This is a genomic window from Sphingopyxis sp. LC81, from assembly GCF_000756375.1.
Taxonomy (GTDB): Bacteria; Pseudomonadota; Alphaproteobacteria; order Sphingomonadales; family Sphingomonadaceae; genus Sphingopyxis.
This window is the reverse complement of sequence record NZ_JNFD01000026.1, coordinates 91306-115925: the sequence shown is the minus strand read 5'-3', so window position 1 is coordinate 115925 and position 24620 is coordinate 91306. Positions and strand designations below refer to the sequence as shown.

The 24620-nt window shown below is 65.9% G+C and carries 22 protein-coding genes; 19 read left to right on the top strand and 3 right to left on the bottom strand.

The window, feature by feature from the left end; translation table 11 throughout:
- From FG91_RS13755 to FG91_RS13720, 8 genes are all read left to right on the top strand, one after another.
- The coding region (locus FG91_RS13755) for a DUF4129 domain-containing protein (RefSeq protein ID WP_052187591.1) at nt 1–544 on the top strand (544 nt) is incomplete at its 5' end.
- Nucleotides 541–1773, top strand: coding sequence for a hypothetical protein (locus FG91_RS13750; RefSeq protein ID WP_037515825.1), 1233 nt, complete (start codon nt 541–543; stop codon nt 1771–1773). The genes FG91_RS13755 and FG91_RS13750, both read left to right, overlap by 4 nt.
- The gene (locus FG91_RS13745; protein ID WP_081940591.1) at nt 1763–2725 is read left to right on the top strand and encodes an AAA family ATPase; all 963 of its coding nucleotides are present in this window, start codon (nt 1763–1765) and stop codon (nt 2723–2725) included. The genes FG91_RS13750 and FG91_RS13745 overlap by 11 nt, the downstream gene beginning before the upstream one ends.
- Entirely contained in the window at nt 2722–4038 is a 1317-nt protein-coding gene (locus tag FG91_RS13740; protein WP_037515823.1) for a DUF58 domain-containing protein, read from the top strand. Before FG91_RS13745 ends, FG91_RS13740 begins: the two co-directional genes overlap by 4 nt.
- Nucleotides 4035–5078 (top strand): stage II sporulation protein M, encoded by a 1044-nt coding sequence (locus FG91_RS13735; protein WP_052187589.1) that lies wholly within the window; start codon nt 4035–4037, stop codon nt 5076–5078. The genes FG91_RS13740 and FG91_RS13735 overlap by 4 nt, the downstream gene beginning before the upstream one ends.
- Nucleotides 5075–5941 (top strand): RDD family protein, encoded by an 867-nt coding sequence (locus FG91_RS13730; protein ID WP_037515818.1) that lies wholly within the window; start codon nt 5075–5077, stop codon nt 5939–5941. The genes FG91_RS13735 and FG91_RS13730 overlap by 4 nt, the downstream gene beginning before the upstream one ends.
- Nucleotides 5928–6629: a nitroreductase gene (locus FG91_RS13725; RefSeq protein ID WP_052187588.1), complete on the top strand. Its 702-nt coding sequence runs from the start codon at nt 5928–5930 to the stop codon at nt 6627–6629. Before FG91_RS13730 ends, FG91_RS13725 begins: the two co-directional genes overlap by 14 nt.
- Before the next feature lie 2 nt (nt 6630–6631).
- The gene (locus FG91_RS13720; protein WP_235212039.1) at nt 6632–7135 is read left to right on the top strand and encodes a hypothetical protein; all 504 of its coding nucleotides are present in this window, start codon (nt 6632–6634) and stop codon (nt 7133–7135) included.
- A 10-nt stretch (nt 7136–7145) separates the two neighbouring features.
- On the opposite strand, the gene FG91_RS13715 is transcribed toward FG91_RS13720, so the two are convergent.
- Nucleotides 7146–7580, bottom strand: coding sequence for a hypothetical protein (locus FG91_RS13715; RefSeq protein ID WP_037515815.1), 435 nt, complete (start codon nt 7578–7580; stop codon nt 7146–7148).
- 106 nt (nt 7581–7686) lie between these two features.
- Between FG91_RS13715 and gyrB the strand changes: the two genes are divergently transcribed.
- Nucleotides 7687–10263: a DNA topoisomerase (ATP-hydrolyzing) subunit B gene (gene gyrB / locus FG91_RS13710; protein WP_052187587.1), complete on the top strand. Its 2577-nt coding sequence runs from the start codon at nt 7687–7689 to the stop codon at nt 10261–10263.
- Nucleotides 10264–10396: 133 nt separating this feature from the next.
- Entirely contained in the window at nt 10397–10810 is a 414-nt protein-coding gene (locus tag FG91_RS13705) for a septal ring lytic transglycosylase RlpA family protein (protein WP_037515813.1), read from the top strand.
- Here the strand turns inward: FG91_RS13705 and FG91_RS13700 are convergent.
- Nucleotides 10807–11355 carry a putative immunity protein gene (locus tag FG91_RS13700; RefSeq protein ID WP_037515811.1) on the bottom strand — a complete coding sequence of 183 codons (549 nt, stop codon included), beginning with the start codon at nt 11353–11355 and terminating at the stop codon, nt 10807–10809. The genes FG91_RS13705 and FG91_RS13700 overlap by 4 nt on opposite strands.
- 5 nt (nt 11356–11360) lie before the next feature.
- Nucleotides 11361–12290 (bottom strand): glutaminase, encoded by a 930-nt coding sequence (locus FG91_RS13695; RefSeq protein WP_037515808.1) that lies wholly within the window; start codon nt 12288–12290, stop codon nt 11361–11363.
- Between the two features lie 102 nt (nt 12291–12392).
- On the opposite strand from FG91_RS13695, the gene FG91_RS13690 reads away from it, so the two are divergent.
- The 9 genes from FG91_RS13690 (at nt 12393) to FG91_RS13650 (ending at nt 24592) form a co-directional block, all read left to right on the top strand.
- Nucleotides 12393–12866 carry a VOC family protein gene (locus tag FG91_RS13690; RefSeq protein WP_037515807.1) on the top strand — a complete coding sequence of 158 codons (474 nt, stop codon included), beginning with the start codon at nt 12393–12395 and terminating at the stop codon, nt 12864–12866.
- A complete protein-coding gene (locus FG91_RS13685; protein WP_037515806.1) occupies nt 12863–13189 on the top strand; it encodes an ArsR/SmtB family transcription factor in 327 nt (108 codons plus the stop codon). The genes FG91_RS13690 and FG91_RS13685 overlap by 4 nt, the downstream gene beginning before the upstream one ends.
- Nucleotides 13186–13653 carry an SRPBCC domain-containing protein gene (locus FG91_RS13680; RefSeq protein WP_037515805.1) on the top strand — a complete coding sequence of 156 codons (468 nt, stop codon included), beginning with the start codon at nt 13186–13188 and terminating at the stop codon, nt 13651–13653. The genes FG91_RS13685 and FG91_RS13680 overlap by 4 nt, the downstream gene beginning before the upstream one ends.
- Nucleotides 13654–13797: 144 nt before the next feature.
- A complete protein-coding gene (locus tag FG91_RS13675; protein ID WP_037515804.1) occupies nt 13798–16209 on the top strand; it encodes a ligase-associated DNA damage response DEXH box helicase in 2412 nt (803 codons plus the stop codon).
- 69 nt (nt 16210–16278) lie between these two features.
- Nucleotides 16279–17304 (top strand): retroviral-like aspartic protease family protein, encoded by a 1026-nt coding sequence (locus FG91_RS13670; protein WP_037515802.1) that lies wholly within the window; start codon nt 16279–16281, stop codon nt 17302–17304.
- 40 nt (nt 17305–17344) lie between these two features.
- A complete protein-coding gene (gene pdeM / locus FG91_RS13665) occupies nt 17345–18061 on the top strand; it encodes a ligase-associated DNA damage response endonuclease PdeM (RefSeq protein WP_037515799.1) in 717 nt (238 codons plus the stop codon).
- A gap of 159 nt (nt 18062–18220) precedes the next feature.
- On the top strand, nt 18221–21028 hold the full coding sequence (locus tag FG91_RS13660) for a TonB-dependent receptor (RefSeq protein ID WP_200878452.1): 2808 nt from the start codon (nt 18221–18223) through the stop codon (nt 21026–21028).
- 241 nt (nt 21029–21269) lie between these two features.
- Complete coding sequence (locus FG91_RS13655) at nt 21270–24053, top strand: TonB-dependent receptor (RefSeq protein WP_037515790.1); 2784 nt, start codon at nt 21270–21272, stop codon at nt 24051–24053.
- A gap of 158 nt (nt 24054–24211) precedes the next feature.
- The gene (locus tag FG91_RS13650) at nt 24212–24592 is read left to right on the top strand and encodes a hypothetical protein (RefSeq protein ID WP_152568112.1); all 381 of its coding nucleotides are present in this window, start codon (nt 24212–24214) and stop codon (nt 24590–24592) included.
- Nucleotides 24593–24620: the final 28 nt, after the last annotated feature.

Genomic DNA, 24620 nt, shown 5'->3' with positions numbered 1-24620 from the left:
ACCGACACCCGAGTGGCTGAAGTCGCTGTTCGACGCGATCGGCAGCTTTTTTAACTGGAGCGCCCCCGCCGCCAAGCCGATGATGTGGATCGTGGTCGCGCTGGTGCTGCTCTTCCTCCTCTATCATTTCGTTCCCGCCTTCGCGCGCTGGGTCGACAATCTGCCCTTTCGCCGCAAGGCGGGCGGGGAAGATGCGGAGGACGGCGCCGGTCAGGCCGAGGCCGGCGCGGCGCGCGCGCTGCTCGCCGAGGCCGACGCGCTCGCGGCCGAGGGGCGCTTTGCCGAGGCGGTGCATCTTCTCCTCTATCGCAGCGTCGAGGATATCGAGGGCCGCCGCCCCGGGCTGGTCAAACCCGCGATGACCTCACGCGATCTCGCCGAAGCGCATGACCTGCCCGCCGCCGCGCGCGGCGCGTTCAGCCGTATCGCGCGCGCGGTCGAGATCAGCCTGTTCGGCGGCCGCTCGATCGACGCGGGGGCGTGGCAACAATGCCGCGCTGCTTACGCCGAGCTGACCGTCCCCCAGAGCTGGGCGCGCGCATGAGCCACGTCGCCGACGATCATGGCTTCAACCCGCGCCTGATCGCGGCGGTGGTGGCGATCGGCGTGATCGCCTTTATCACGCTGTGGGCGCTGATCGCGCTCGGGCCGCAGCTGTCGAGCGGAAACGATGGCGGCGGCCATGCGCTGTCGAAGGCGGCGCCGGGCTATGCCGGCATCGTCGACCTCACCGAGCGCGCCGGTGCCCATGTCGAGCTGCGGCGGAGCGAAGAGGCGCCGGTTTATGAAGAGGAATGGCGCGAGCTGTTGATCTTGACGCCCACCCATCGGACAAAGGCCGACGAAATCGCGCGGGTGATGAAAGGGCATCGCGGCGGTCCTGTCCTGATCATATTGCCGAAATGGCAGACGGGCCGGCATCCGCAAAAGCCGGGCTGGGCCGGCGGGGGCTTTCCGATCGCGCCGCCCGCGAAGCTGCTACCCGCGACGGTCGGCAAGATCGACAAGATCGCCAGCGAGCCGCATGCGCGCGGCGCGGCAGCGGCGGGCTCGATCGGCGGGCGCCGGATCGCCCTGCCCCTGCCCAGCCTTCGATCGCAGGTGATCGTCGCCGATGGCTTCGACACGCTGATCGGCTTTCCGCACGGCGGTGCGATCCTCGCCAAGCATCGCAGCGACAATATCTATATCCTCTCCGATCCCGACCTGGTGAACAATCTGGCCTTTGCCAACCGCGAGCGTGCCGCCGCTGCGGCGATGCTGGTCGATGCGATTGCCGCGGACGCCGAAGCCGATGCGCTCGCCTTCGACCTGACGCTGAACGGCTTCGGCAGCCAGCGCTCGCTGCTCCGCTTCGCCTTCGTCCCGCCGTTCATCGGCATCACGCTCTGCCTGATCGCCGCCGGGCTGCTCGCGCTGTGGCAGGCGTGGATGCGCTTTGGCCCGGCGCTGAAGCCCGGCCGCGCGATCGCGGTGTCGAAGGAGGCGTTGATCGCGAACAGCGCCGATCTGATCAAACAGGCACGGCGCGAACTCGACGGCGCCGACGCCTTTGTGAAGAGCCAGCGCATCGCGATCGCACGGCGGCTGCATGCCCCCGGCGGGCTCGACGACGACGCTACCGACGCATGGATCGACCGGCATCTGCGCGACGGCAGCGACCTGTTTTCCTCGCTCGCGCGGCGCCTGCCGCTCGCGCGCAACACCCATGAGTTTCTAGAGGGCGCGCAAGCGCTGCACGACATCAGGAAGGATCTACTCCGTGACAGCTAATATCGAGAGCGTTCAGGCCCTCGGCGCAGCGATCGAGGGCGAGGTCGCCAAGGCCGTGTTCGGGCAGGGGCCGCTCACCCGCATGGTGACGATCGCGCTGCTCGCGGGCGGGCATGTGCTGCTCGAAGGCCCGCCGGGCACCGCGAAGACGCTGCTCGCGCAGGCCTTTGCGCGTGCGACGGGGCTCGACTTCGGGCGCATCCAGTTCACCCCCGATTTGATGCCCGGCGACATTTTGGGGTCGAACCTGTTCAACTTCCAGACGTCGAGCTTCACCTTGACCAAGGGGCCGATCTTCACCGAACTGCTGCTCGCCGACGAAATCAACCGCACCCCGCCGAAGACGCAGGCCGCGCTGCTCGAGGCGATGCAGGAGCGGCGCGTGACGATCAATGGCGAGGCGCACGCGATGAGCCCGCGCTTCACCGTGCTCGCGACGCAGAACCCCATCGAGCAGCAGGGCGTCTATCCGCTGCCCGAGGCGCAGCTCGACCGTTTCCTGTTCAAGCTGGTCGTCGATTATCCCGCCGCCGACGAGGAACGGCGCATCGTCGCCGATCATGGCGGGCGCTTCAAAAGCCCCGCAGTCGCCGATTTCGGCGTCACCGAGGTGGCGAACGCCAAGACGATCGAGGCCGCGATCGACACGATCGCGACGGTGCGCCTCGCCGACGAGATCGTCGATTATATCGTCCGCCTCGTCCGCGCGACGCGCGAGAGCGCCGACCTTGATTGCGGCGCGAGCCCACGCGCCGCGACCTTGCTCGCGCGCGCGGCGTGCGCCGCGGCGGCGCTCGACGGGCGCGACTATGTGATCCCCGACGACATCCAACGCCTCGCCGCGGGCGTCCTGCGCCACCGCGTCATCCTGTCCGCCGCCGCGGAGATCGAGGGCCGCAATGTCGAGCAGGTCGTCGCGGCCTTGCTCGAACGCGAAGACGTGCCGCGGTGATCTACCCCACCCGGCGTGCGATCTATCTGCTGCTCGCGGGCGCCCCGATGGCGCTCGCGCTTGGGCTGATCCGGCCCGAGCTGTGGCTCGTCGCACCGGGCTGGATCGGGGTGATCCTTGCGTGTCTCATTCTCGACACGATCGCGGGCGCGAACCCACGCCACCTCGCCCTCGATGCGCGCTTCCCACATCAGGTCGGGGTCGGCGACCCGTTCGAATTGTCGCTCACCGCGAAGGGGAGAGCGGTGCCGCCGCGCGCCGAACTCGCACTGGCGCTCGACGAACGGCTTGCCGAGGGTGGGCGGCTCGCGGGCGATATGCGCCGGACGGCCACGGGCGAAGCGCTCGTCCGCACATTGACGCTCACCGCATCGCGGCGCGGCCAAGCGGGGATCGAGGCGCTGTGGATCCGCTGGGCCGGGCCGCTCGGACTCGTCTGGAAGCAGCGCAAATTCGCCATCGACGGCGCGATCCACGTCGTTCCCAGCCTGCGCGCGGTGACCGACGAGGGCAGCCGGCTGTTTCAGCGCAACAGCTGGTTTGGCCTCCGCCAGCAACGCTTTCGCGGCGAAGGCACCGAGTTTGAGGCGCTCGCCGAATATCAGGCAGGGATGGATCGGCGCGCGATCGACTGGAACGCCTCGGCGCGCCACGTCAAACTGCTCGCGAAGGAATATCGCGTCGAGCGCGACAATCGCGTCGTGCTCGCGATCGACAGCGGGCGGACGATGGCCGAACCCGTCGGCGGCATGCCGCGCGTCGATCGCGCGGTGTCGGCGGCGCTGCTGCTCGCCTATGTCGGGCTGAAACTGGGCGACCGGATCAGCTTCTTCTCGTTCGCCGCGAAACCGCAGACGCTGACCCCCGCCTATATGCACACGCAGGATTTCCCGGCGTTGCAGCGCGCCGCGAGCCTGATCGACTATGCCCATGTCGAAAGCAATTTCACCCTCGCGCTAACCACGCTGTCGGCGCAGCTCAACCGCCGCTCGCTGATCATCCTGTTCACCGAATTCACCGACGCAACGAGCGCCGACCTGATGATCCGCGCCGCGGGCCGGCTGGTGAAGAAGCACCGGCTGCTGTTCGTCGTGATCAGGGACGAAGAGGTCGAGGCCGAGGAGCGCCGACGCCCCGAAAGCGGCGCCGACGTCACGCGCGCGAACGTCGCCGCGGCGATGCTGCGCGACCGGCAGCTGGTGATCGCGCGGCTCCAGCGCCTCGGCGCCGACGTCATCGAGGTGCCCGCCGACGCGATGGGGGCGAGCGCAGTCGAAGCCTATCTCGGCATCAAGCGGAAGGGCAGCCTGTGATCCCGCCCGCGGCCCCTGCACGCGCACTCGATGCCCCGAGCTTTTCGACGAGCCGTTTTCGCGCCGAGCGCGAGGCCGACTGGATCGCGTTCGACCTGCTGCTGTCCAGGCTGGAGAAAAAGGGTGCTGCCGCGCTCACCAGCGACGAGTTACTGCAACTGCCTTTGCTCTATCGCGCCACCCTGTCGTCGCTGTCGATCGCGCGCGCGACGAGCCTCGACAAGGCGCTGCTCGACCATCTCGAAGCCTTGTCGATCCGCGGCTATTTCCTCGTCTATGGTGTGCGCGAAAGCCGCTGGAACCGCCTCCGCCGTTTCTTCCTCTACGACTGGCCCGCCGCGGTGCGCTCGGTGTGGAAAGAGACATTGATCATATCGCTGATCATCCTGTTCGGCGCGTTGACCAGCTATTCGCTCGTCTCGAACAACCCCGAATGGTATTTCAACTTCGTCGACGAGGATATGGCGGGCGGCCGCGACCCGCGTGCGACGGTCGAATATCTCCAGTCGACGCTGGGTCACGGCAAGGCGGCGGCGGCGAAAAAGGGCGAGAGCGGGCTGCACGTCTTCGCGACCTATTTGTTCACGCACAATAGCCAGGTGTCGATCCTGTCCTTTGCGCTTGGTTTCGCGTTCGGCGTACCGACGATGATGCTCGAATATTATCAGGGCATGGGGCTCGGCGCGATGATGGCGGTCTTTTCGGCCAAGGGGCTGGGCTATGATTTCGGCGGCTGGCTGTTCATCCACGGCACGACCGAGCTGTTCGCCGCCGCACTATCGGGCGCCGCGGGCCTCAGGATCGGCACCGCGGTCGTTTTTCCCGGCGCGCGCGGGCGGTTGCAGGCGGCATCGGATGCAGGGCGCACCACGGGCAAGGTCATGGTCGGCGTGATCCTGATGCTGTTCGCCGCGGGGCTGCTCGAAGGTTTCGGCCGCCAGCTGATCACCGACACGATGCTGCGCTATGCGATCGGATCGCTGATGCTGCTGTTCTGGCTCGCCTATTATTACATTCCGCGGCGCGAGGATGTGACATGACCGCCGCCGTCAACGCGAAGTCGCGCACCGCGCGCGCGAAAAAGATCCGCCAGTTCGTGACTCCCGAGGGGGTCGACCTCGAACTCAAGATCGCGAGCGCGGGGCTGCGTTTCAGCGCGCTGCTGGTTGACATGATCCTGATTCAGCTGACGCTGCTGCTCTTTTCGCTGTTGATGCTCTGGATCGGCCTGGCCTCCCAATCCGACACCACCGTCGTCGTCTGGATGCTCGGCGCCTTCCTGCTGCGCACCTTCTGGTTCATCGGGTTCGAACTGGGTTCGCGCGCGGCGACGCCGGGCAAAAGGCTGATGGGGATCCGCGTCGTCGCGCGCGACGGCGGCCGCCTGACCGCCGACGCGGTCGTGGCGCGCAATCTGATCCGCGAGCTCGAAATCTTCTTGCCGCTGATGATGCTGGGGACCGGCATAGCCGAAGATGCGGTGTCGGGCTGGCTCATCCTCGCCGGCGTGCTGTGGTCGCTGACGCTCAGCCTGTTCCTGCTGTTCAACCGCGACCGGATGCGGATGGGCGATTTGATCGCGGGGACGTGGGTGGTGATGGCGCAGCGCGTGAAGCTCGACGCCGATATCGGGGTCGATGCCGCGGGCGACGCGATGGTCTTCACCGAGGCCGAACTCGCCGTCTATGGCATTTTCGAGCTGCAGGAACTCGAACGCGTGCTCCGCGGCCGCGATCCCCGCGCGATGCGCGAGGTCGCCGACGCGATCCGCGCCAAGATCGGGCGACCCGTCGCCGAAGAGGATGACGTCTTCCTGCTTTCCTATTACCGCCAGCTGAAGGCCCGGCTCGAACGCAAATTGCTGTTCGGCAAGCGGCGAGAGGATAAATATGCCAGCGACTGACACCCCCTCAACTGAGAATGGCGTGACCCATGCACTCCACGCGCGCCGTTCGGTACGCGCCTTCACCGACCGGGCGGTCGACCCGGCGCTGCTGAAAGAGATTTTCGCCGTCGCACAGCGCGCGCCTTCGGGCGGCAACCTCCAGCCATGGCAGGCGACGCTGGTAACCGGCGGCCCGTGGCAGGCGGTCAAGGACGCGGTCGCCGCACGGATCGCGATGGGGCGCGAAGGTTATGAGCCCGAATATGATATCTATCCCAAGGGGCTGACCGAGCCATGGGAAGCGCGCCGCTTCGGCGTCGGCGAGGCGCTCTACGCCTCACTCGGCATCCCGCGCGAGGACAAACGCGGCCGGATCGCTCAGTTCGTGGAGAATTACCGGGGTTTTGGCGCACCGGTGATGCTTTTCCTCCATTGTTCGCGCATCATGGGCCCGCCGCAATGGTCGGACATGGGCATGTGGCTGCAATCGGTGATGCTGCTGCTCGTCGAACATGGCCTTGCCAGTTGCCCGCAGGAATGCTGGGCTATGTACGGCGCGACGATCCGCCGCACGCTGGCGCTGGATGACGGGCAGATTTTGTTCACCGGGCTCGCGATCGGCTATGCCGATGCCGAAGCGGCGGTGAACCAGTGGGTGGTGCCGCGCGCACAGCTCGAAGACGTGATTGATTGGCAGGGATTTTAAAGATGATCAGCATGCAACCCGGTTTTCGCTTTGGCGCCCTGGGCGCGCTGATGCTCGTGGTCGCGGGTTGCACGGCGATCCCGAAACCCGTCGCACCGCCGCCCCCGCAGCCGGTTGCTCCGGCACCGACACCCGCGCCGCTGCCGACCCCGACGGCAGGCTGGGAAGACCGCGCGGTCAACCCCGGCGCATGGCGTTATGATGCGGGCAGCCGCACCGCCGCCTTCGTCCCGACGGGCAGCGCCAACCCGCTGCTCAGCCTGACGTGCAGCGGCGGCGGCATCCGCATGACCTCGGCGCTCGCGGGCAATGTCAGCCTGCGCACCAGCGCGGGGACCGACCAGATCCGCTTCGATAACGGTAGCGCAAACCTCGCGAACCGCGACCCGCGGCTCGACCGCATCGCGTTCAGCCGCGGCCGCTTCGCGCTCGAAACACCCGGCGGCGGGGCGATGACGCTACCGGTGCAGTCGGAGATCGGCCGGGTGATCGAGGATTGCCGGTAGCCGGTGAGGCTTAGCCGCCCAGCTGGACGGTCCCGCCCTTGATCCAGCCCCAGCGGCACGGCCCCTGATATTCGCGCGCGTTGGGCACCGACTTGCCGACGCCGCACATATCGGGATCGGTGCCGGGCGCCGCGAAGACGACGCCGAACCAGGCATCATTTTCGGCCGCTTCGCACAGCGACACATTCGCGCCGCCGGCGAGCTTCGCCTTGACCGCGCGCGTCTCGTTCGGTGCCCAGTAAACCTCGGTGCCGCCGGTTTTGACCCGGCTGATGCTCGAACAGGCGGGCAGGCTCGGCCCTTCGGTGCCGATCATCACCGCGCGCGTTGCCAATGGTTCGCCCGTGACTTCGGGCGCGTTTTCGGCAGGCGGCGCGGGCTGGCTGCACGCGGCGAGCGAGAGGATGAGGACGGCGGCGAGGGGCGAAGCGAGACTTTGTTTCATGCCGCGAAACTAGCCGCCGCGACGTCCCCGCGCAACGCTCGTCACGACAGGACCGAGAGCCGCATTTTCGCTTGGGTTTTGCCGCCTTCGACCCTATATAATCGATATGACGGACACCCCAGAAAATACGGCGCCGGTCGCGCCCGCCAACCAGCCCAACACCAACGCCTATGGCGCCGATTCGATCAAGGTTCTGAAGGGCCTCGACGCGGTGCGCAAACGCCCGGGCATGTATATCGGCGACACCGACGACGGGTCGGGTCTGCATCACATGGTGTTCGAGGTTTCGGATAACGCGATCGACGAAGCGCTCGCGGGGCATTGTGACCTTGTCCTGATCACGCTCAACAGCGACGGATCGGTCAGCGTCGAGGATAACGGCCGCGGCATTCCGACCGGAATTCACGCCGAAGAAGGCATTTCGGCGGCCGAGGTCATTATGACCCAGCTCCACGCCGGCGGGAAGTTCGAAAACACCAGCGACGACAATGCGTACAAGGTGTCGGGCGGCCTGCACGGTGTCGGCGTCTCGGTCGTCAACGCGCTCAGCGAATGGCTCGAACTCACGATCTGGCGCGACGGCGAAGAGCATTGGATGCGCTTCGAACATGGCGATTCGGTCGGCCCGCTCAAGGTCAACGGCCCCGCGCCCGTGGGCAAGAAGGGCACACGCGTGACCTTCCAGGCGTCGACCGAGACGTTCAAGAACGTCCTCGAATTCGACTTCGAAAAGCTCGAACATCGTTACCGCGAACTCGCCTTCCTCAACTCGGGGGTGCGCATCAAACTCGTCGATGCACGCCACGCCGAGCATGTGAGCCACGACCTCTTCTACGAGGGCGGCATCGCGGCGTTCGTCAAATATCTCGACCGCAACAAGAATGCGCTGCTCCCCGATCCGATCGCGATCAGCAGCGAACGCGACGGCATCGGCATCGACGTCGCGCTCGAGTGGAACGACAGCTATTATGAAAATGTCCTCTGCTTCACGAACAACATCCCGCAGCGCGACGGCGGCACGCACCTCGCGGCGTTCCGCGCCGCGCTGACGCGCACATTGAACGGCTATGGCGACAAGTCGGGCATCCTCAAGAAAGAGAAGGTCTCGCTGACCGGTGAGGATATGCGCGAAGGGTTGACCGCGATCGTTTCGGTCAAGCTGCCCGATCCGAAGTTCAGCTCGCAGACCAAGGACAAGCTCGTCTCCTCGGAAGTGCGCCAGCCGCTCGAAAGCCTGATGGCCGACCGGATGACCGAATGGCTCGAGGAAAATCCCGCCTATGCCAAGGCGGTGATCCAGAAGGTCATCGACGCCGCCGCGGCGCGCGAGGCCGCGAAGAAGGCGCGCGAATTGACTCGGCGCAAGGGCGCGATGGACATCGCCTCGCTCCCCGGCAAGCTCGCCGACTGCCAGGAACGCGACCCCACCAAATGCGAACTTTTCCTCGTCGAGGGTGACTCGGCAGGCGGATCGGCGAAACAGGGTCGCGACCGCAAGGTTCAGGCGATCCTTCCGCTGAAGGGCAAGATTCTGAACGTCGAGCGTGCGCGTTTCGACCGAATCATTTCGTCGAAGGAAGTCGGGACGCTGATCCAGGCGCTCGGCACCGGGATTCGCGACGAATTCACCCTCGAAAAGCTCCGCTATCACAAGATCGTGATCATGACCGACGCCGACGTCGACGGCGCGCATATCCGCACCTTGCTGCTTACTTTCTTCTATCGCCAGATGCCCGAGATCATCGAGGGCGGCCATCTCTACATCGCCCAGCCGCCGCTCTACAAAGTCGCGAAGGGACGGAGCGAGGTCTATCTGAAAGACGATACCGCGCTCGAGAACTACCTCGTCGACGGCGGCATCGACGCGCTGATGCTCGAGACCACCGGTGGCGCGCGGTCGGGCGCCGACCTCCGCGACCTGATCGAGCATGGCCGCCGTCTGCGCGCGCTGATGCGTTATGTCCCGCGCGGCCATAATTACGAACTCATCGAAGCGTTGGCGCTGAACGGCGCGCTCGATCCGGAAATCGACAGCGCGGGACGCACCGCGGCGGGCGTGCGCGCGGCCGAATGGCTCAACGCCGCCGAACGCGCGCTGACCGGGGGCGCCGAGGCGAAATGGACGATCGTCGCGGTTGACGGCGGCTATACGCTCGAAAAGCGGTGGCGCGGGGTCAGCGACCATCACGCGATCGACGCCGCCTTCCTCGCCAGCCAGGAGGCACGCCGTCTGCACAAGCTCGCTGCCGAACAGGCCGACACTTACGCGCATCCGGGCCGTTTGGTGAAGGGCAGCAGCGCCGCGGCGATGGCCGCCGACGCCGCCGCGCTGGCCGCCGCCGACGCAGCCGAAGACGCTGCCGAAGCGAGCGACAACGACCTGCCCGCCGCGACCGCCGGCAAGGTCACGCCGATCACGCGCCCGTCCGAACTGCTCGAGGCGATTTTCGCGCACAGCCGCAAGGGGCTCGCGATCAGCCGCTACAAGGGGCTGGGCGAGATGAATGCCGAGCAGCTGTGGGAAACGACGCTCGATCCGTCGAACCGTTCGCTGCTCCGCGTCGAGGCCGAACAGGCCGATGTCGCGCACGAAATCTTCGAACGATTGATGGGCGACGAGGTCGAACCGCGGCGCGATTTCATTCAGACGAACGCGCTTTCGGTGGCGAATCTGGACGTCTAAATTCAGTTATTGTTCGGTTAAAACCGAACAAATCGCACATCTGGACGCAAAATCACTTCAATCCAGCGCGTGGCGGCTTGCCTTGGCAGGCCGCCGCTGCTTTTGGCGCCTCCTCTGACAAGGGGATGATGTCATGCGGGTCTTTTCTGCCATGATGATGATACCGCTTCTGCTCACGGTTTCGGCCGCAGCGCAAGAAGTCGAAGTCACCGACAATCCGATCGCCGACATTGTCGACGAGACAGAAACCGAAATCGGTGGCGGCGTGGCGAGCTATTACGGCAACGAGCTCGCCGGCAACCGCACCGCGAGCGGGGAACGCTTCGATCCCGGCCAGCTCACCGCAGCCCACCGGTCGCTTCCCTTTGGCAGCATGGTGCGCGTCACCAACACCTCAAACGGCGACAGCGTGATCGTCCGCATCAACGACCGCGGCCCCTTTGCGCACGGCCGCGTGATCGACGTCAGCCACGCCGCGGCACGCGAAATCGGCATGCACCGCAGCGGCACCGCGCGCGTGAAGCTGGCCTTGCTGAGCGACGACTAGGTCGCACCGCCTTCGGCGCCATTGCCGCGAAGCTTTTGATCGAGAATCCGTAACAACTCTTCGGTCCGTCCTCCGCCTGCGGGGGCCAGGGGATAGCGCGACAACAGATCGACGACGGTCGGGCTGACTTCGCGCGCCGCGCGCTCGACAAATTCATGGCCAACAGCCGGATCATCGCCTGCCGCAAGCTCTGCGGCACGGGCGCCGTGGGCGGCTGCGCCGAGGATATGACGGACCTGCGTAGGGCGCGCCAACGGATGCAGGAAAGCCGCTGCGGAAGCGCACATCGCGGCTCTCGCCGCCTCGCTCGCCGCCCGATCCTCCGTTTCCAAGGCCGCCTTGAGCGCCGCCCAAGCAGCGTCGCGGAGTGCGTTCACGCGCCGTCCTCCCCCCGCGAATCGCGAGGCCTCGGCAATCGCCTCGCGCGGGCGCAGATCAAACGGACAGGCGCGCTCGAAAATCGCGATCACTTCGCCCGCGCTGCCGGCGGCATATGCCACGAGGTCGCGAAGCTCCGGCAGGTCGAGATCGATTTCGGCGGTCACCTTGACTAGTCGAACACCGACCAGCCGGCCGCATAGGCGAAATGCTCGAGCGCGACCGCGCCCGCCAATGACGTCCCCGCCTCGTTAAGCGCGGGCGACCAGACCGCGATCGATCCCTGCCCCGGCGCGATGCACAATATGCCGCCGCCGACACCGCTCTTGCCCGGCAGGCCGACGCGAAAGGCGAATTCGCCCGAATTGTCGTAGTGGCCGCAGAGCATCATGATCGCGTTGATGCGCCGCGCGCGGTGCGGCTCGATCAGCTGCTCGCCGGTGCGCGGATCGCGACCCTCCATCGCGAGGAACAGCCCGGCGCAGGCGAGCTGGCGGCACGACATGGCGATCGCGCATTGGCGGAAATAGACGCCGACGACGGTTTCGACCGGGTGCTTCAGGTTTCCGAACGCGTCCATGAAATGCGACAGGCTGCGATTGCGCGCGCCCGTTTCGGATTCGGAGAAAGCGACGTCGAAATCGATCCCGACGTCTTGGTCGTTTGCCCGCGCGCGCATGAAATCGACGATCTCGTCGGCGACCGCATCGCCGCTGCGCCCGTCGATCAGCCGGTCGGTGGTCGCGAGCGCGCCCGCGTTGATCAGCGGATTGCGCGGGATGCCGTGCTCGCTTTCCAATTGGACGATCGAATTGAACGCCGATCCTGACGGCTCGCGCCCGACGCTGTCCCACAGCGAACTGCCGACCCGGCGCAGCGCGAGCGCCAGCGTGAAGACCTTCGACACCGACTGGATAGAGAAGGGCTCGTCGGCGTCGCCCGAGGTGTGGACGGTGCCGTCGGGGAGCGCGAGCGCGAAGCCGAGCTTGTTGGGATCGACCTTGGCGAGTGCCGGAATATAGTCGGCGACACGCCCTTGGCCGAGCTGCCCCGCAGCGAGCTTCATCGCCTCGTCGATATGATTGCGCAGATCGCCGGTCATCGCGCTCGCCTAGCATAATCGCCGCGCAAAGCATGTATTTTCATTTTTGTGAAAATATTCTATATACTGGAAATCAAATGCAGCGAATCGGGAGAATGAGACATGGTCGATCATCCGCGCGGCAAGGGGCTTTCGAGCGCCGTCAGTTATCAGGACCCAAAGGCGGCGTTCCGCTGGCTGGAAGAGGCGTTCGGGTTCGAGCCGCTGTTCGTGCTGCTCGACGAAGCGGGCAACCTCGCGCATTCCGAAATGGGCTTCGGCAATTCGGTGGTGATGGTCGGCAATGAATGGTCGGACGATCACAAGAGCCCGAAGTCGATCGGCGGCAAGAATACGCAGTCGGTGCATGTCCAGCTGAACGTCGGCGACGATATCGACGCGCATTGCGAAAAGGCACGCGCCGCGGGGGCCGCGATCATCGCCGAGCCCGAGACGCAATTTTACGGCGACCGCAGCTACCGCGCAAAGGATCCCGAGGGGCATATCTGGACCTTTGGCGTGACGGTCGAAGCGAAAACCGCCGAGCAATGGGACGCCGAGGGCGGGTTCACGACCAAGACGCGGCTCGACGATTGAGCGCCGCGCTCGACCGGATGCTGGGCGCGCTCGCCGATCCGAAACGGCGGCGCGCGATCGAACTGCTGGGCGAGCGGCCGCGCAGCGCGGGCGAACTCGCGGGCGAACTCGGCCTCGCACCGCCCGCGATGAGCCGCCATTTGCGCGCGCTCAAGGAAGGCGGGCTCGTCGAGGATGGGCACCCCGACTTCGACGCGCGCGTGCGTATCTATTCGCTGAAGGACGGCGCAACCGCCGAGCTCAAGCAATGGCTGGCCGCGACCGAGGCGCTATGGTCGCACCAGCTCGCGTCTTTCAAACGCCATGTCGAGGGCGGCGCATGACCGCGGCGGTGATCGTCGCCTTGCGTATCGGCGTGGCGCCCGAGGTCGCCTTTACCGCCTTCACGCGCGATATCGGCAGGTGGTGGAAGAGCCATCCCTTGTTCCAGCTGTCGCGCAGAGGCGATGGCGTGCTGCGCTTTGACCCTGCGGGGCCGGGCGGGCGGCTGGTGACGCGCTTCGACGACGGCAAGGAGTGGGAGATCGGCGCGGTACATCACTGGCTGCCGGGCGAGCGGCTGGCGTTCGGCTGGCGGCTGCCGAGTTTCAAGGCCGATCAGGCGACCGAGGTCGATGTGCGCTTCGAGGCGGTCGGCGATGAGACGCGCGTGACGGTCGAGCATCGCGGATGGGATGCGATCCCGCAGAAACATGTCGCGCGGCACGGGTTCGAGCTGATGCTGTTCCAGCGAAGGTTGGGCGAGTTTTGGCGGGGGTTGCTCAAGGGGATGAGCGAGAATCTTTAGTCCCCCTCCCGCTTGCGGGAGGGGTTAGGGGAGGGCATGTCAAATAACGGTCGGGGGCCGAAACAGGCCCTCCCCCGACCCCTCCCGCAAGCGGGAGGGGAGAAGTAGCTTGCCCCGCACGGTTCGCCGCCCCACGTTCGACACATGCCGCTCCCCGCCCCTTTCACCGACTGGTTCGCCGCGCGCGGGTGGCGGCTCAGGCGGCATCAGGCCGATATGCTCGCCGCGGGCGAACGCGGCGAGAGCGCGTTGCTCGTCGCGGCGACGGGCGCGGGCAAGACCTTGTCGGGCTTCCTGCCGACGCTCGTCGATCTGGCGCGGCATCCGACCGACCGGTTGCACACGCTCTATGTCTCGCCGCTGAAAGCGCTCGCGGCCGACGTCGAACGCAACCTCCTTGGCCCCATCGCCGAGATGGAACTCGACATCAGCGTCGAGAGCCGCAGCGGCGACACCAGCTCGGACAAAAAGGCGCGCCAGCGCAGCCGCCCGCCGAACATCCTGCTCACGACCCCCGAATCGCTGTCGCTGCTACTGTCCTATCCCGACAGTTTCACGATGTTCGCCGATTTGAAGACGGTGGTGATCGACGAAATCCACGCCTTCGCTCCCGGCAAACGCGGCGATTTGCTGAGCCTCGCGTTGTCGCGGCTCCAGACGATCGCGCCGGGGCTGCGCCGGGTCGGCCTGTCGGCGACGATCGCCGACACCACCGCCTATCGCAGCTGGCTGGCACCGAGCGGCGATGCGGAAGCGGTGACGCTCGTCGAGGGCGAAGCCGGCGCCGATCCCGAGATCGGCATATTGCTGCCCGAAGGCGCGGTGCCATGGGCAGGCCATTCGGGGCGCTGGGCGGTGCATCAGGTGATGGACGAGGTCGCGAAGAACCGCACGACGATCATCTTCTGCAACACGCGCGGGCTCGCCGAGCTGACCTTTCAGGAGCTGTGGAAGGTCAACGACCTCAGCTTGCCGATCGCGATCCACCACGGCAGCCTCGACCGCGAGGCGCGGCTGCGCGCCGAGGCGGCGATGGCCGAAGGACGGCTGCGCGCGCTCGTCGCGACGTCGAGCCTCGACCTCGGGCTCGATTGGGGCGACGTCGATTGCGTGATCCAGATGGGCGCGCCCAAAGGCTCGTCGCGGCTGCTCCAGCGCATCGGGCGCGCGAACCACCGGCTCGACGAGCCGAGCAAGGCGCTGATCGTACCGGGCAACCGCTTCGAATATCTCGAGGCGCGCGCGGCTTTGGACGCCGTCGAGGCGGGCGAGCGCGACGCCGACCGCTTTCGCCCCGGCGCGCTCGACGTGCTCGCGCAGCATGTGATGGCGCTCGCGTGCGCGGCGTCGTTCAAGGAAGATGGCTTGCTCGCCGAAATCCGCTCGGCGGCGGCGTATCAATGGATCGATGCGCCGACCTTCGCGCGGCTGCTCGGCTTCGTGCGCGACGGCGGATATGCGCTCAAAAGCTATGACCGCTTCCGCCGGCTCGCGCCCGACGGGCAAGGCGGCTGGCGGATCGCGCATCCGCAGCTCGCCGCGCGGCACCGGCTGAACGCGGGGATCATCGTCGATGCGCCGACGCTCGACGTGCGGTTCAAAAACGGGCGGCGATTGGGGAGCGTCGAGGAATATTTCGCGAGCACGCTGACGCCGGGCGACACCTTCGCCTTTGCCGGGCTCAGCCTCGAGGTCGAAAGCATCCGCGACACCGACCTTTATGTCCGCGCGACAACGCGGCCGGCGCGCATCCCGAGCTATATGGGCGCGCGCATGGCGCTGACGACGCGGCTCGCCGACCGGGTGCGCGGTTTCCTTGCCGATCCGGCGAGCTGGCGGCGTTTTCCGGAGGATGTGCGCTTCTGGCTGGAGATGCAGGCGCTGCGTTCGGCGCTGCCGCGCCCGGGCGAGCTGCTCGTCGAGACCTTCCCGCACGAGGGCAATCATTATCTCGTCTGCTATCCGTTCGAGGGGTGGAACGCGCACCAGTCGCTGGGCATGCTGATCACCAAGCGGATGGAGCGTGCGGGGTTGCAGCCGCTGGGCTTCGTCGCGTCGGACTATGCGATCGCGATCTGGTCGCTGCGGCCCGTCTTGCATCCGCAAAATCTGTTCGATTCCGAGATATTGTCCGAAGAGTTCGTCGAGTGGGTCGAAAGTTCGCATTTGCTCAAGCGCGCCTTTCGCGAGGTCGCGGTGATCGGCGGGCTGATCGAGCGCCAGCATCCGGGCAAGCGCAAGACGGGCAAGCAGGTGACCTTTTCGACCGACCTGATCTTCGACGTGCTGCGCAAATATGAACCCGACCATCTGCTGCTCGAAGCCGCCTGGGCCGATGCGCGCGAACGGCTGACCGACGTCGCGCGGCTCGGCGACCTGCTCGACCGCGCGGCGGGGACGATGCTGCACCGGACGCTCGAGAGGATCAGCCCGCTCGCGATCCCGGTGCTGGTGCTGATCGGGCGCGAAAATGTCGCGGCTGCCGATATCGACGATGCGTTGCTGGGCGAGCTGGCCGACACACTCGCCGAACGGGCGATGCGCCTCGACCAGTGACCGGCGTTTCGCTTGCTGCACGGCCCGATGAGGCGTAGATTGCGACAAAATATATAGAGGATGCCAGCGATGACCCAAGCTATCCAGCGGTCCGTCCTGTTCGCGCTGCTGCTCGCCGCCCCCGCGCTGATCGGCGCGACCCCGGCTCCCGCCGATCCGCCCCCCGTTCCGGCCCCGGCCGGCGAAGCCGTCGCACCGCCGGTGACGGTGGTGCCCTTTATCCAGCCGTTCGACCTTGATGCATCGCGGCGCATGTCGGTAAAGGTCATGGTCGGGGGCAAGGGCCCCTTCTCCTTCCTCGTCGACACCGGCGCCGAGCGAACGGTGATCGCCCGCGAACTCGCCCAAAGGCTGGGACTGGCTGAGGGGGCGAAGTTACGGCTCGCCACGATCGGCGGCGCGGCGACGGTGCCCAGCTACCGCGTCGCCGCGCTGCAGATGTCGAACCTGCACCTCGCCTCGGTCGAAGCGCCCGCCTTTTTCGGGCGGCATATCGGCGCCGCGGGGCTGATCGGGGTCGACATGCTCGAAGAACGGCGCGTGCTGATCGATTTCCGCAAGGAAAGCATGCAGATATTGGAAACGCGGCGCCGCGCGCCGTCGCTCATCAAGGATGATGATGCGATCGTCGTCACCGCGCGCAATTCGGCCGGGCGCCTGATCCTGTCCGACGCGCGGTTGAACGGCAAGCGCATCGACGTGATCGTCGACACCGGAGCGCAGACGAGCGTCGGCAATATGGCGTTGCAAAGGCTGGTCGCGAGCAAGCGCGCCAACCGTTTTCCCTTTGAGCCGACGATCCTCGACGCGATCACGGGCGAGGCGGTGCCCGCAACGCGCACCGCGATCAAGCGCATCGTGATCAACGGCATGGACGTCAACGACCTGCCGGTGAGTTTCGCCGACGGCCAGGCGTTCCGCGTGCTGGGCCTGCACGAACGGCCCGCCCTGCTGCTGGGGATGGACAGCCTGTCGCTGTTCGACCGGGTCGAAATCGACTTCCCGAACAAGCGCGTCGTGTTCGACCTGCCCGACGGCGCGCATCGCGAGTCCGGCCAACGCTTCGCCGCAAATGGGATCGCGGCGGGCGGTTAGTCCGCTTGCGGCCGGGCAGCAGCGCGGTCATAGCGGGCGCATGTCCGCCGCCGCGACCTTCGATTTTGCAGGCCAGCAGTTTCAGATGCTGGCCGACCGGGCGCTGTTCTGGCCGCGCCACGGCGCGCTGATCGTCGCCGACCTGCATCTGGAGAAAGCGAGCTGGTACGCCGCGCTCGGCCAGCCATTGCCGCCCTATGACAGCCACGACACGCTCGACCGGCTCGCGGCGCTCGCGGCCGAAACCGGCGCGCGCGCGATCTGGTGCCTCGGCGACAGTTTTCATGATCGGGGCGCGGCCGAGCGCATCGTCCCCGCGGTCGCCGAACGCCTGTTCGGGCAGGCGGCGTCGGCGAAACTGCTGTGGATCGCGGGCAATCACGACGGGCTCTCCGGCGGCGCGTGGGGCGGCGAGGTCGCCGACGAGCTGGTGATCGACGGGATCGTTTTTCGCCACCAAAGCCTGCCCCATGAAACGCGCCCCGAGGTTTCGGGGCATTTCCATCCCAAATTGCGGCTCAACATCCGCGGCCGGCATGTGTCGCGCCCCTGCTTCGCGGGCGATGGACAGCGCCTGATCCTTCCCGCTTTCGGCGCGCTCACGGGCGGGCTCGCGGTCGAAGACGCGGTCATCGCCGCGAATTTTTCCGGTGCGTATGAGGCGATGCTGGTCGCGCGCGGCCGCCGGCTCTGCTTTCCTTGCCCCGGCCGGGCGGCCGATGACGCTACGGCAAGCCGCGCGCTTGCCGTTCGCTAGCCCCTAAGCCCCGCCGAACAGGCGCTTTTCCGCCTGTGGCCAAAAAGCATCACCCCGCCAAAAACGACGCAAATACGTGCCCCCCGCTGGATCGGCCGCGCAATTGAGTTATGCTCCGACCGCAACAAAAATAAATAAATGTTGAGAGGAGTGCCCGATATGAAATCATCTTCCCTTCGTGCTGCCCGATTTATGCGCACCAGCGCGCTCGGCGTATCGCTTGCCATGGCGGCGTTCTCGGTTCCCGCCTTGGCGCAAGACGCGCCGGCCGACACCGCGACCGACGACAGCGACAACACCCCGATCATCGTCACCGCGCAGGGCCGCTCGCAGCTGCTCTCCGAGGTGCCGGTCGCGATCTCGGCGGTCAGCGCCGAAACGCTGCAGAACAGCGGCGCGAACGACATTCGCCAGCTGAACCAGCTCGCCCCGTCGCTGCTCGTCTCGTCGACCGGCTCGGAAGCCAATGGCTCGGCGCGTATCCGCGGCATCGGCACCGTCGGCGACAACCCCGGCCTCGAAAGCTCGGTCCCCGTGTTCATCGACGGCGTCTATCGCTCGCGGTCGGGCATCGGCCTCAACGAGCTCGGCGAAATCGACCGGATCGAAGTGCAGCGCGGCCCGCAGGGCACGCTCGGCGGCCGCAACTCGTCGGCGGGCCTGATCAGCATCTATTCGAAAAAGCCCGATTTCAACTTCGGCGCCACGGGTGAGGTCACCTATGGCAATTATGATTATTGGCGTCTCGGCGGCAGCGTCACCGGCCCGCTCGGCGAAACGCTCGCGGCGCGCCTCGACGGCGTGTGGGTCAAGCGCGACGGTTTCTACAAGGACACCGCGAACAATCGCGACGTCAACAACCGCGACCGCTATTTCCTGCGCGGCCAATTGCTGTTCGAACCGACCGATGCGCTGTCGGTCCGCCTGATCGCCGACTACACCTCGCGCGACGAGGAATGCTGCGCGGCGACCTATGTCGGGCCGAGCGTCAACCAATATATCGGCAATCTCAACACCCCGACCGCCGTCGGCGCGGGCGCAACCCCGACGTCGAACAATATCATCAACGTGCTGCGCGACCTCGGCCAGTCGGTCGGTGCGTTCAACCAGGGTTACAGCCGCGACATTTCGGTCACCCCGGGGCGCAGCTTTGCCGGCAAGACGAAAGATTACGGCTTCTCGGGCCAGATCGATTATGATTTCGGCGGCGCGACGCTGACCTCGATCACCGCGTACCGCGAATATCGGTCGAGCCAGGCCGGCGACGTCGATTATGGCACGGTCGACATCCTCTATCGCGCGCCCGACAAGGACGCCTATCGCCAGTTCCACACCTTCACGCAGGAACTGCGCCTGCAGGGCGAAGCTTTCGACGGCAAGCTCGACTGGCTCGTCGGCGGCTTCTACGCCGATGAAAAGCTGCGGGTGCGCGACAATCTGCGCTTCGGCACACAATATGGCCGGTTCGCGGCGTGCCGCCTGATCACGGGCACCGCGCTCTCGGGCCTCTATTCGCCGGCCAGCCCGTCGTGCATCATCCCGGGCGTCGGCCAGGCAACGCTGCTGGGCGCCTTCGGTCCCGCCGCCGGCCCCGATATCGTCGCGAGCCTCGCGGCGCTCGACGGGATCAGCGACAAGGGCAGCATCAACGACGTCTATCGCCAGAATGGCAAGAATTGGGCGCTGTTCACGCACAATATCTTCCACATCACCGACAAGCTCGATTTCACCTTCGGCGTCCGTTACACCAACGACAAGAAGAAGTTCTCGGCGACCTTCACCAACGACAACACCGCCTGTCAGGTGATCCAGGGCCGGTTGCTCGACGATCTGTCGAGCCCGAACGCGACCATCCGCGCCGTCGCGGGCGGCCTGATCGGCCTCGGCTGCCAGGGCAATTCGACCGCCGAGCTCAACAATGTGTCGATCAACGACAAGCGCAGCGAGGATGAATGGACCGGCACCGCGATCCTGTCGTACAAGCCGGTCGACGACCTGATGGTCTATGCGAGCTATTCGCGCGGCTATAAGGCGGGTGGCTTCAACCTCGACCGCTCGGCGTTGAAATCGCCGATCCTGCCGTTCGCGGCGACCCCCGGCGGCGCGCAGGGGCTGGTCGGCAACCTGCAGTTCGATCCCGAAAAGGTCGACAGCTATGAACTCGGCGCCAAATATGCGACCGGTCCGTTCGGCCTCGGCCTGACCTTCTTCCGGTCGGACTTCTCGAGCTTCCAGCTCAACACGTTCAACGGCACCGTCTTCCTTGTCCAGAACGTCAACGGCTGCGACAGCGATCTCGCCGGCGGCGACCGCGACCAGAGCAAGTTCACCGGTGCGCCGAACTTCAACGCCGCGGCGGCAACGACGGGCGCGTGCCCCTCGGACGACGTCAGCCATGGGGTCCGGTCGGAAGGCTTCGAACTCGAAGCCTCGCTCGTTCCGGCGCGCAGCTTCCGCATGACCGCCGGCCTGACCTATGCGAAGACCAAATATCGCGGTCAGCTGGTCGGCAATAATTCGGGCGCCCCGCTCGATCAGGCGCTGCGCCTGCTGCCAGGCAACAATCTGTCGAACGCGCCCGAACTGGTCGCGACCGGCAGCATCGCCTGGACGCCCGACATCGGCAGCAGCGGGCTGACCGGCCTCGTCTATATCGATGGCCGCATGACCGGCGATTATAACACCGGGTCGGACCTGTTCCCGCAGAAGGAACAGAATGGCTATGCACTGTTCAACGCGCGCATCGGCATTCGCGGTCCCGACGAGAAATGGGGAATCGAATTCTGGGGCCAGAATATCTTCAACAAGCAATATGCCCAGGTCGCGTTCAACTCGCCCTTCCAGGAAGGTGCGACCTCGGCGACCGCCGCCTTTGCCGACCCGCAATATCCGGGCGGCCGCCAGATCTTCTCGCAGTTCCTCGCCGAACCCAGAACCTATGGCGTGACGCTGCGCGGCAAGTTCTAAGTATCAGCGAATTATGGACTATCGGGGGCGGGACACATGCTGTTCCGCCCCTTTTCTTTTGCCCGGACAAGTCAACCCGTCACATCTGACAGCTGTGACATAAATGCCGCGCATGGCCGCCCAATGACGTTACGGAACGGGTTACGCTGGCTTGGCGCGGCCCGGCCGTGATAGGCTGGCCGCAAATAGAATATCGTGACGCTCTCCCGCGAAAACACACCTGTGGAGGAGGGCCAAACCCATGAAAAACTGTTCCCGCCGTACCCGCCTGCTGCGTAGCAACGCCGCGGGCCTGCCGCTTGTCCTCGCCCTGTGGGCCGCGCCTGCCACGGCGCAGGAAGCCGGCACCACGACGAACGACGAAACGATCATCGTCACCGCGACGCGGCGCAGCGAGGCGCTGTCCGATGTGCCGATCGCGGTTTCGGCGGTCACGGGCGACACGCTCGAAAAGACCGGCGCGACCGACGTGCGTGCGCTGGGGCAGGTCGCGCCGTCGCTGCTCGTGTCGGGCGCGACGAGCGAAGTCAATTTCTCGGCGCGTATCCGCGGCATCGGGACGGTCGGCGAAAATCCCGGCCTCGAATCGTCGGTCGGCCTGTTCATCGACGGCGTCTATCGCAGCCGGACGGGCGTGGGCCTGTCCGAACTCGGCGACATCGAGCGCGTCGAGGTGCTACGCGGGCCGCAGGGCACCTTGTTCGGACGCAACTCGACCGCGGGGCTGATCAACATCGTCACCAAGGGCCCCGAGCTCGGCCGCTTCGGCGCCAAGGGTTCGATATCCTATGGCAATTACGACTATTGGCGCGTCGACGGCATGCTCAACGCGCCGCTCGGCGACAAGGTGGCGGCACGCATCGACGGTGTCTGGCAGAAACGCGACGGTTTCATCGACAATGCGACGGCGGGCGAACCCGACATCAACGACCGCGATCGCTGGCTGGCGCGCGGACAATTGCTGTTCGAACCGAGCGAGACGCTGAAATTCCGCCTGATCGCCGATTATAGCAAGCGCAACGAAAATTGCTGCGGCGGCGTCCTGCTCAATCCCGTGCGCAACCTGACGCGCGGACCCGATGGCTTTCCCGTCGCATCGGCCAATACGCTGCTGCCGATCCTGCAGGCCTTGGGCTCGAACCATCAGGTTCCGCCGGCGGGTACGCCGTTCATTCGGCGGCAGTCGACGACGCCCGGGGTCACCTATCGCTCGGACACCAAGGATTGGGGTGTGTCGGGTGAGCTGAACTGGGAGCTTGGCGCGGCGACATTGACCTCGATCACCGCTTATCGCGATTACAAGAATGCGCAGGGCCAGGACGCCGACTTCAGCGCGCTCGACATCCTGCGCCGCACCGACCTCGACCGCCGGTTCCGGCTGTTCACGCAGGAAGTCCGGTTGCAGGGCGAGGTGTTCGACGGGCGGCTCGACTGGCTGATCGGCGGCTATTATGCGAACGAGAAACTCGATGTCGACGACGACATTGTCTACGGCAACAACTACGAACAATTCGCCAATTGCCTGCTCTTCGCGGGCGCGCTGCCCTCGGCGGTGCTGCCCTCCAACCCCTCGTGCGTGAACGTGCCCGTGGTGCAGGGGACGATCGCGGTGCTGCCCCCGGGCGCGACGCGATCGCTGCTGCAGGCGCTGATCGCCAATCCGGCGCGCCCGGGCTTCGGCTCGCTCGCGGCGGCACTCGGCCAGCCCGCGCTCGCGATCAACGGCACCGGCAATCAGGGATCGACCTTTGCGCAGCGCAGCCGCAACTTCGCGGTCTTCACGCACAACAGCTTCGACATCGTTCCCGACGTGCTGACCTTCACGATCGGCGCGCGTTACACGAGCGAGCGCAAGACATTGGATGCCGACGCGAATTTCAACAATGCGATCTGCCCGTTGATCGTCAATTCGCCCTTCCAGTCGCTCGCGACCTTGCCGTGCGTGATCAACAGCACCGCGCCCGACCTGCCGCGCGGCAGCGCGGGGACGAAGTTCAAGGATAATGAATGGACCGGAACCGCGGTGCTGAGCTGGAAACCCGCGCCCGAATGGCTCGTCTATGGATCGGCATCGAAGGGCTATAAGGCGGGCGGCTTCAACCTCGACTTCTCGGCGCTCGACCGGACATGCAACACGACCTTCGACCCAGCGTGCGCGGCGCGGCTGGCACTACCCGCCAACACGCCGGGCAACGGCCGGCCCGAGGCAAGCGACCTGCAGTTCGCGAGCGAAAAGGTCGATGCCTATGAACTCGGCATCAAATGGGACGGCCCCGGGATCGACGTCAATGTCGCGGCTTTCTATCAGGAGTATAGCAATTACCAGCTCAACACCTTCAACGGCGTCAATTTCGAGGTCACCAACATCCAGGCGTGCAAGGACGATTTGAACGGCGCCGATTCGGACGGGTTCGCGGCGACCGGCGCCTGCCCCTCGGACCGGCTGAAACCCGGCGTGCGGTCGAAGGGGGTCGAGATCGAGGCGTTCATGCGCCCCGCGCGTTATGTGTCGGTCAATATGGGGCTGACCTGGGTCGACACCCTTTATCGCCGCAATCTGGTGGGCACAGGCGGTCGGCCGCTATCGCCGGTGCTGTTCCAGCTTCCCGGCCGCGGCGTGTCGAACGCGCCGCGCTATGTCGCGACCGCGGGGATCAGCTGGACGCCGCCGATCGGCAGTTCGGGGATGAGCGCGCTCGTATATCTCGACACGCGCCTGCAAAGCGACACCAACACCGGGTCCGACCTCGACGTCGAAAAGATCCAGGACGGTTTCGCGATCTTCAACGGCCGCATCGGCCTTTACGGGCCCGAGCGGCGCTGGGGCATCGAGCTGTGGGGCCAGAATCTGCTCAACAAGACATATTACCAGATCGGCGCCGACATGCCGCTGCAGGGCGGCGGCACCTTCCGCGCCGTCGCGGCGCCCGCTTCCTCGGGGCTGGCGGGCACCGCGAACCAGCTGTTCGTCGGCTTCCCCGGCGAACCGCGCACGTACGGCGTGACATTGCGCGGCCAGTTCTGACCGTCTCTCCCCCTCCCCGCTTTGGGGAGGGCGTAGGGAGGGCCTGCCGCGGCCGGGCACTGTCGCGTCAGGCCCTTTCCTTTGGGTGATGTCCGCTTTGGGGTGGGAAGCGGACATTTCCAGTTTCGATGCTGGCGCATCATGGTACTAGATGGCTCATGGGCGTGATCGGCACAACGATAGTCTTGGCGTTGGCATTCCAAGCGGTTGAATCCGCCGAAGCTTCATCGTCTGGAGGCGAACAAACGCTGGCGGCTTTCCTTTGGTATGACCATCCAATCAACAAAGGGAAGATGGCGTGCGATAAATCCACCCGTAGCCAGCAGGAAGCGTTCTTCGACCGGCGTTACAAAAAGCGAATTGAACGATTGAAGAAGGCTTACGAGGCTGAAAACGGAACCGATCCCGGCTTGGAAGTTATTCCCGCTCTGAGATGCGTGAGCGACAGGGGCTTAGTGAGATCGGCCTTCGCGCAAGGCATGTCGGAATTTGAAGTTGCTCTGGAACGTATGGAGCAAAGATTTGGGCTCGTTCGCTAACGGCCGCTTCCGGTCGGAAGCGACCTTG

Bases quoted from the DNA above. Each gene is read 5' to 3' on its own strand.
- FG91_RS13660 (WP_200878452.1), top strand. From the start codon at position 18,221: ATGAAATCATCTTCCCTTCGTGCTGCCCGATTTATGCGCACCAGCGCG.
- FG91_RS13720 (WP_235212039.1), top strand. From the start codon at position 6,632: ATGATCAGCATGCAACCCGGTTTTCGCTTTGGCGCCCTGGGCGCGCTG.
- FG91_RS13680 (WP_037515805.1), top strand. From the start codon at position 13,186: ATGACCGCGGCGGTGATCGTCGCCTTGCGTATCGGCGTGGCGCCCGAG.
- FG91_RS13730 (WP_037515818.1), top strand. From the start codon at position 5,075: ATGACCGCCGCCGTCAACGCGAAGTCGCGCACCGCGCGCGCGAAAAAG.
- pdeM (WP_037515799.1), top strand. From the start codon at position 17,345: ATGTCCGCCGCCGCGACCTTCGATTTTGCAGGCCAGCAGTTTCAGATG.
- FG91_RS13695 (WP_037515808.1), bottom strand. From the start codon at position 12,290: ATGACCGGCGATCTGCGCAATCATATCGACGAGGCGATGAAGCTCGCT.
- FG91_RS13655 (WP_037515790.1), top strand. From the start codon at position 21,270: ATGAAAAACTGTTCCCGCCGTACCCGCCTGCTGCGTAGCAACGCCGCG.
- FG91_RS13690 (WP_037515807.1), top strand. From the start codon at position 12,393: ATGGTCGATCATCCGCGCGGCAAGGGGCTTTCGAGCGCCGTCAGTTAT.
- FG91_RS13705 (WP_037515813.1), top strand. From the start codon at position 10,397: ATGCGGGTCTTTTCTGCCATGATGATGATACCGCTTCTGCTCACGGTT.
- FG91_RS13715 (WP_037515815.1), bottom strand. From the start codon at position 7,580: ATGAAACAAAGTCTCGCTTCGCCCCTCGCCGCCGTCCTCATCCTCTCG.
- FG91_RS13670 (WP_037515802.1), top strand. From the start codon at position 16,279: ATGACCCAAGCTATCCAGCGGTCCGTCCTGTTCGCGCTGCTGCTCGCC.
- FG91_RS13750 (WP_037515825.1), top strand. From the start codon at position 541: ATGAGCCACGTCGCCGACGATCATGGCTTCAACCCGCGCCTGATCGCG.
- FG91_RS13675 (WP_037515804.1), top strand. From the start codon at position 13,798: ATGCCGCTCCCCGCCCCTTTCACCGACTGGTTCGCCGCGCGCGGGTGG.
- gyrB (WP_052187587.1), top strand. From the start codon at position 7,687: ATGACGGACACCCCAGAAAATACGGCGCCGGTCGCGCCCGCCAACCAG.
- FG91_RS13725 (WP_052187588.1), top strand. From the start codon at position 5,928: ATGCCAGCGACTGACACCCCCTCAACTGAGAATGGCGTGACCCATGCA.
- FG91_RS13650 (WP_152568112.1), top strand. From the start codon at position 24,212: ATGGGCGTGATCGGCACAACGATAGTCTTGGCGTTGGCATTCCAAGCG.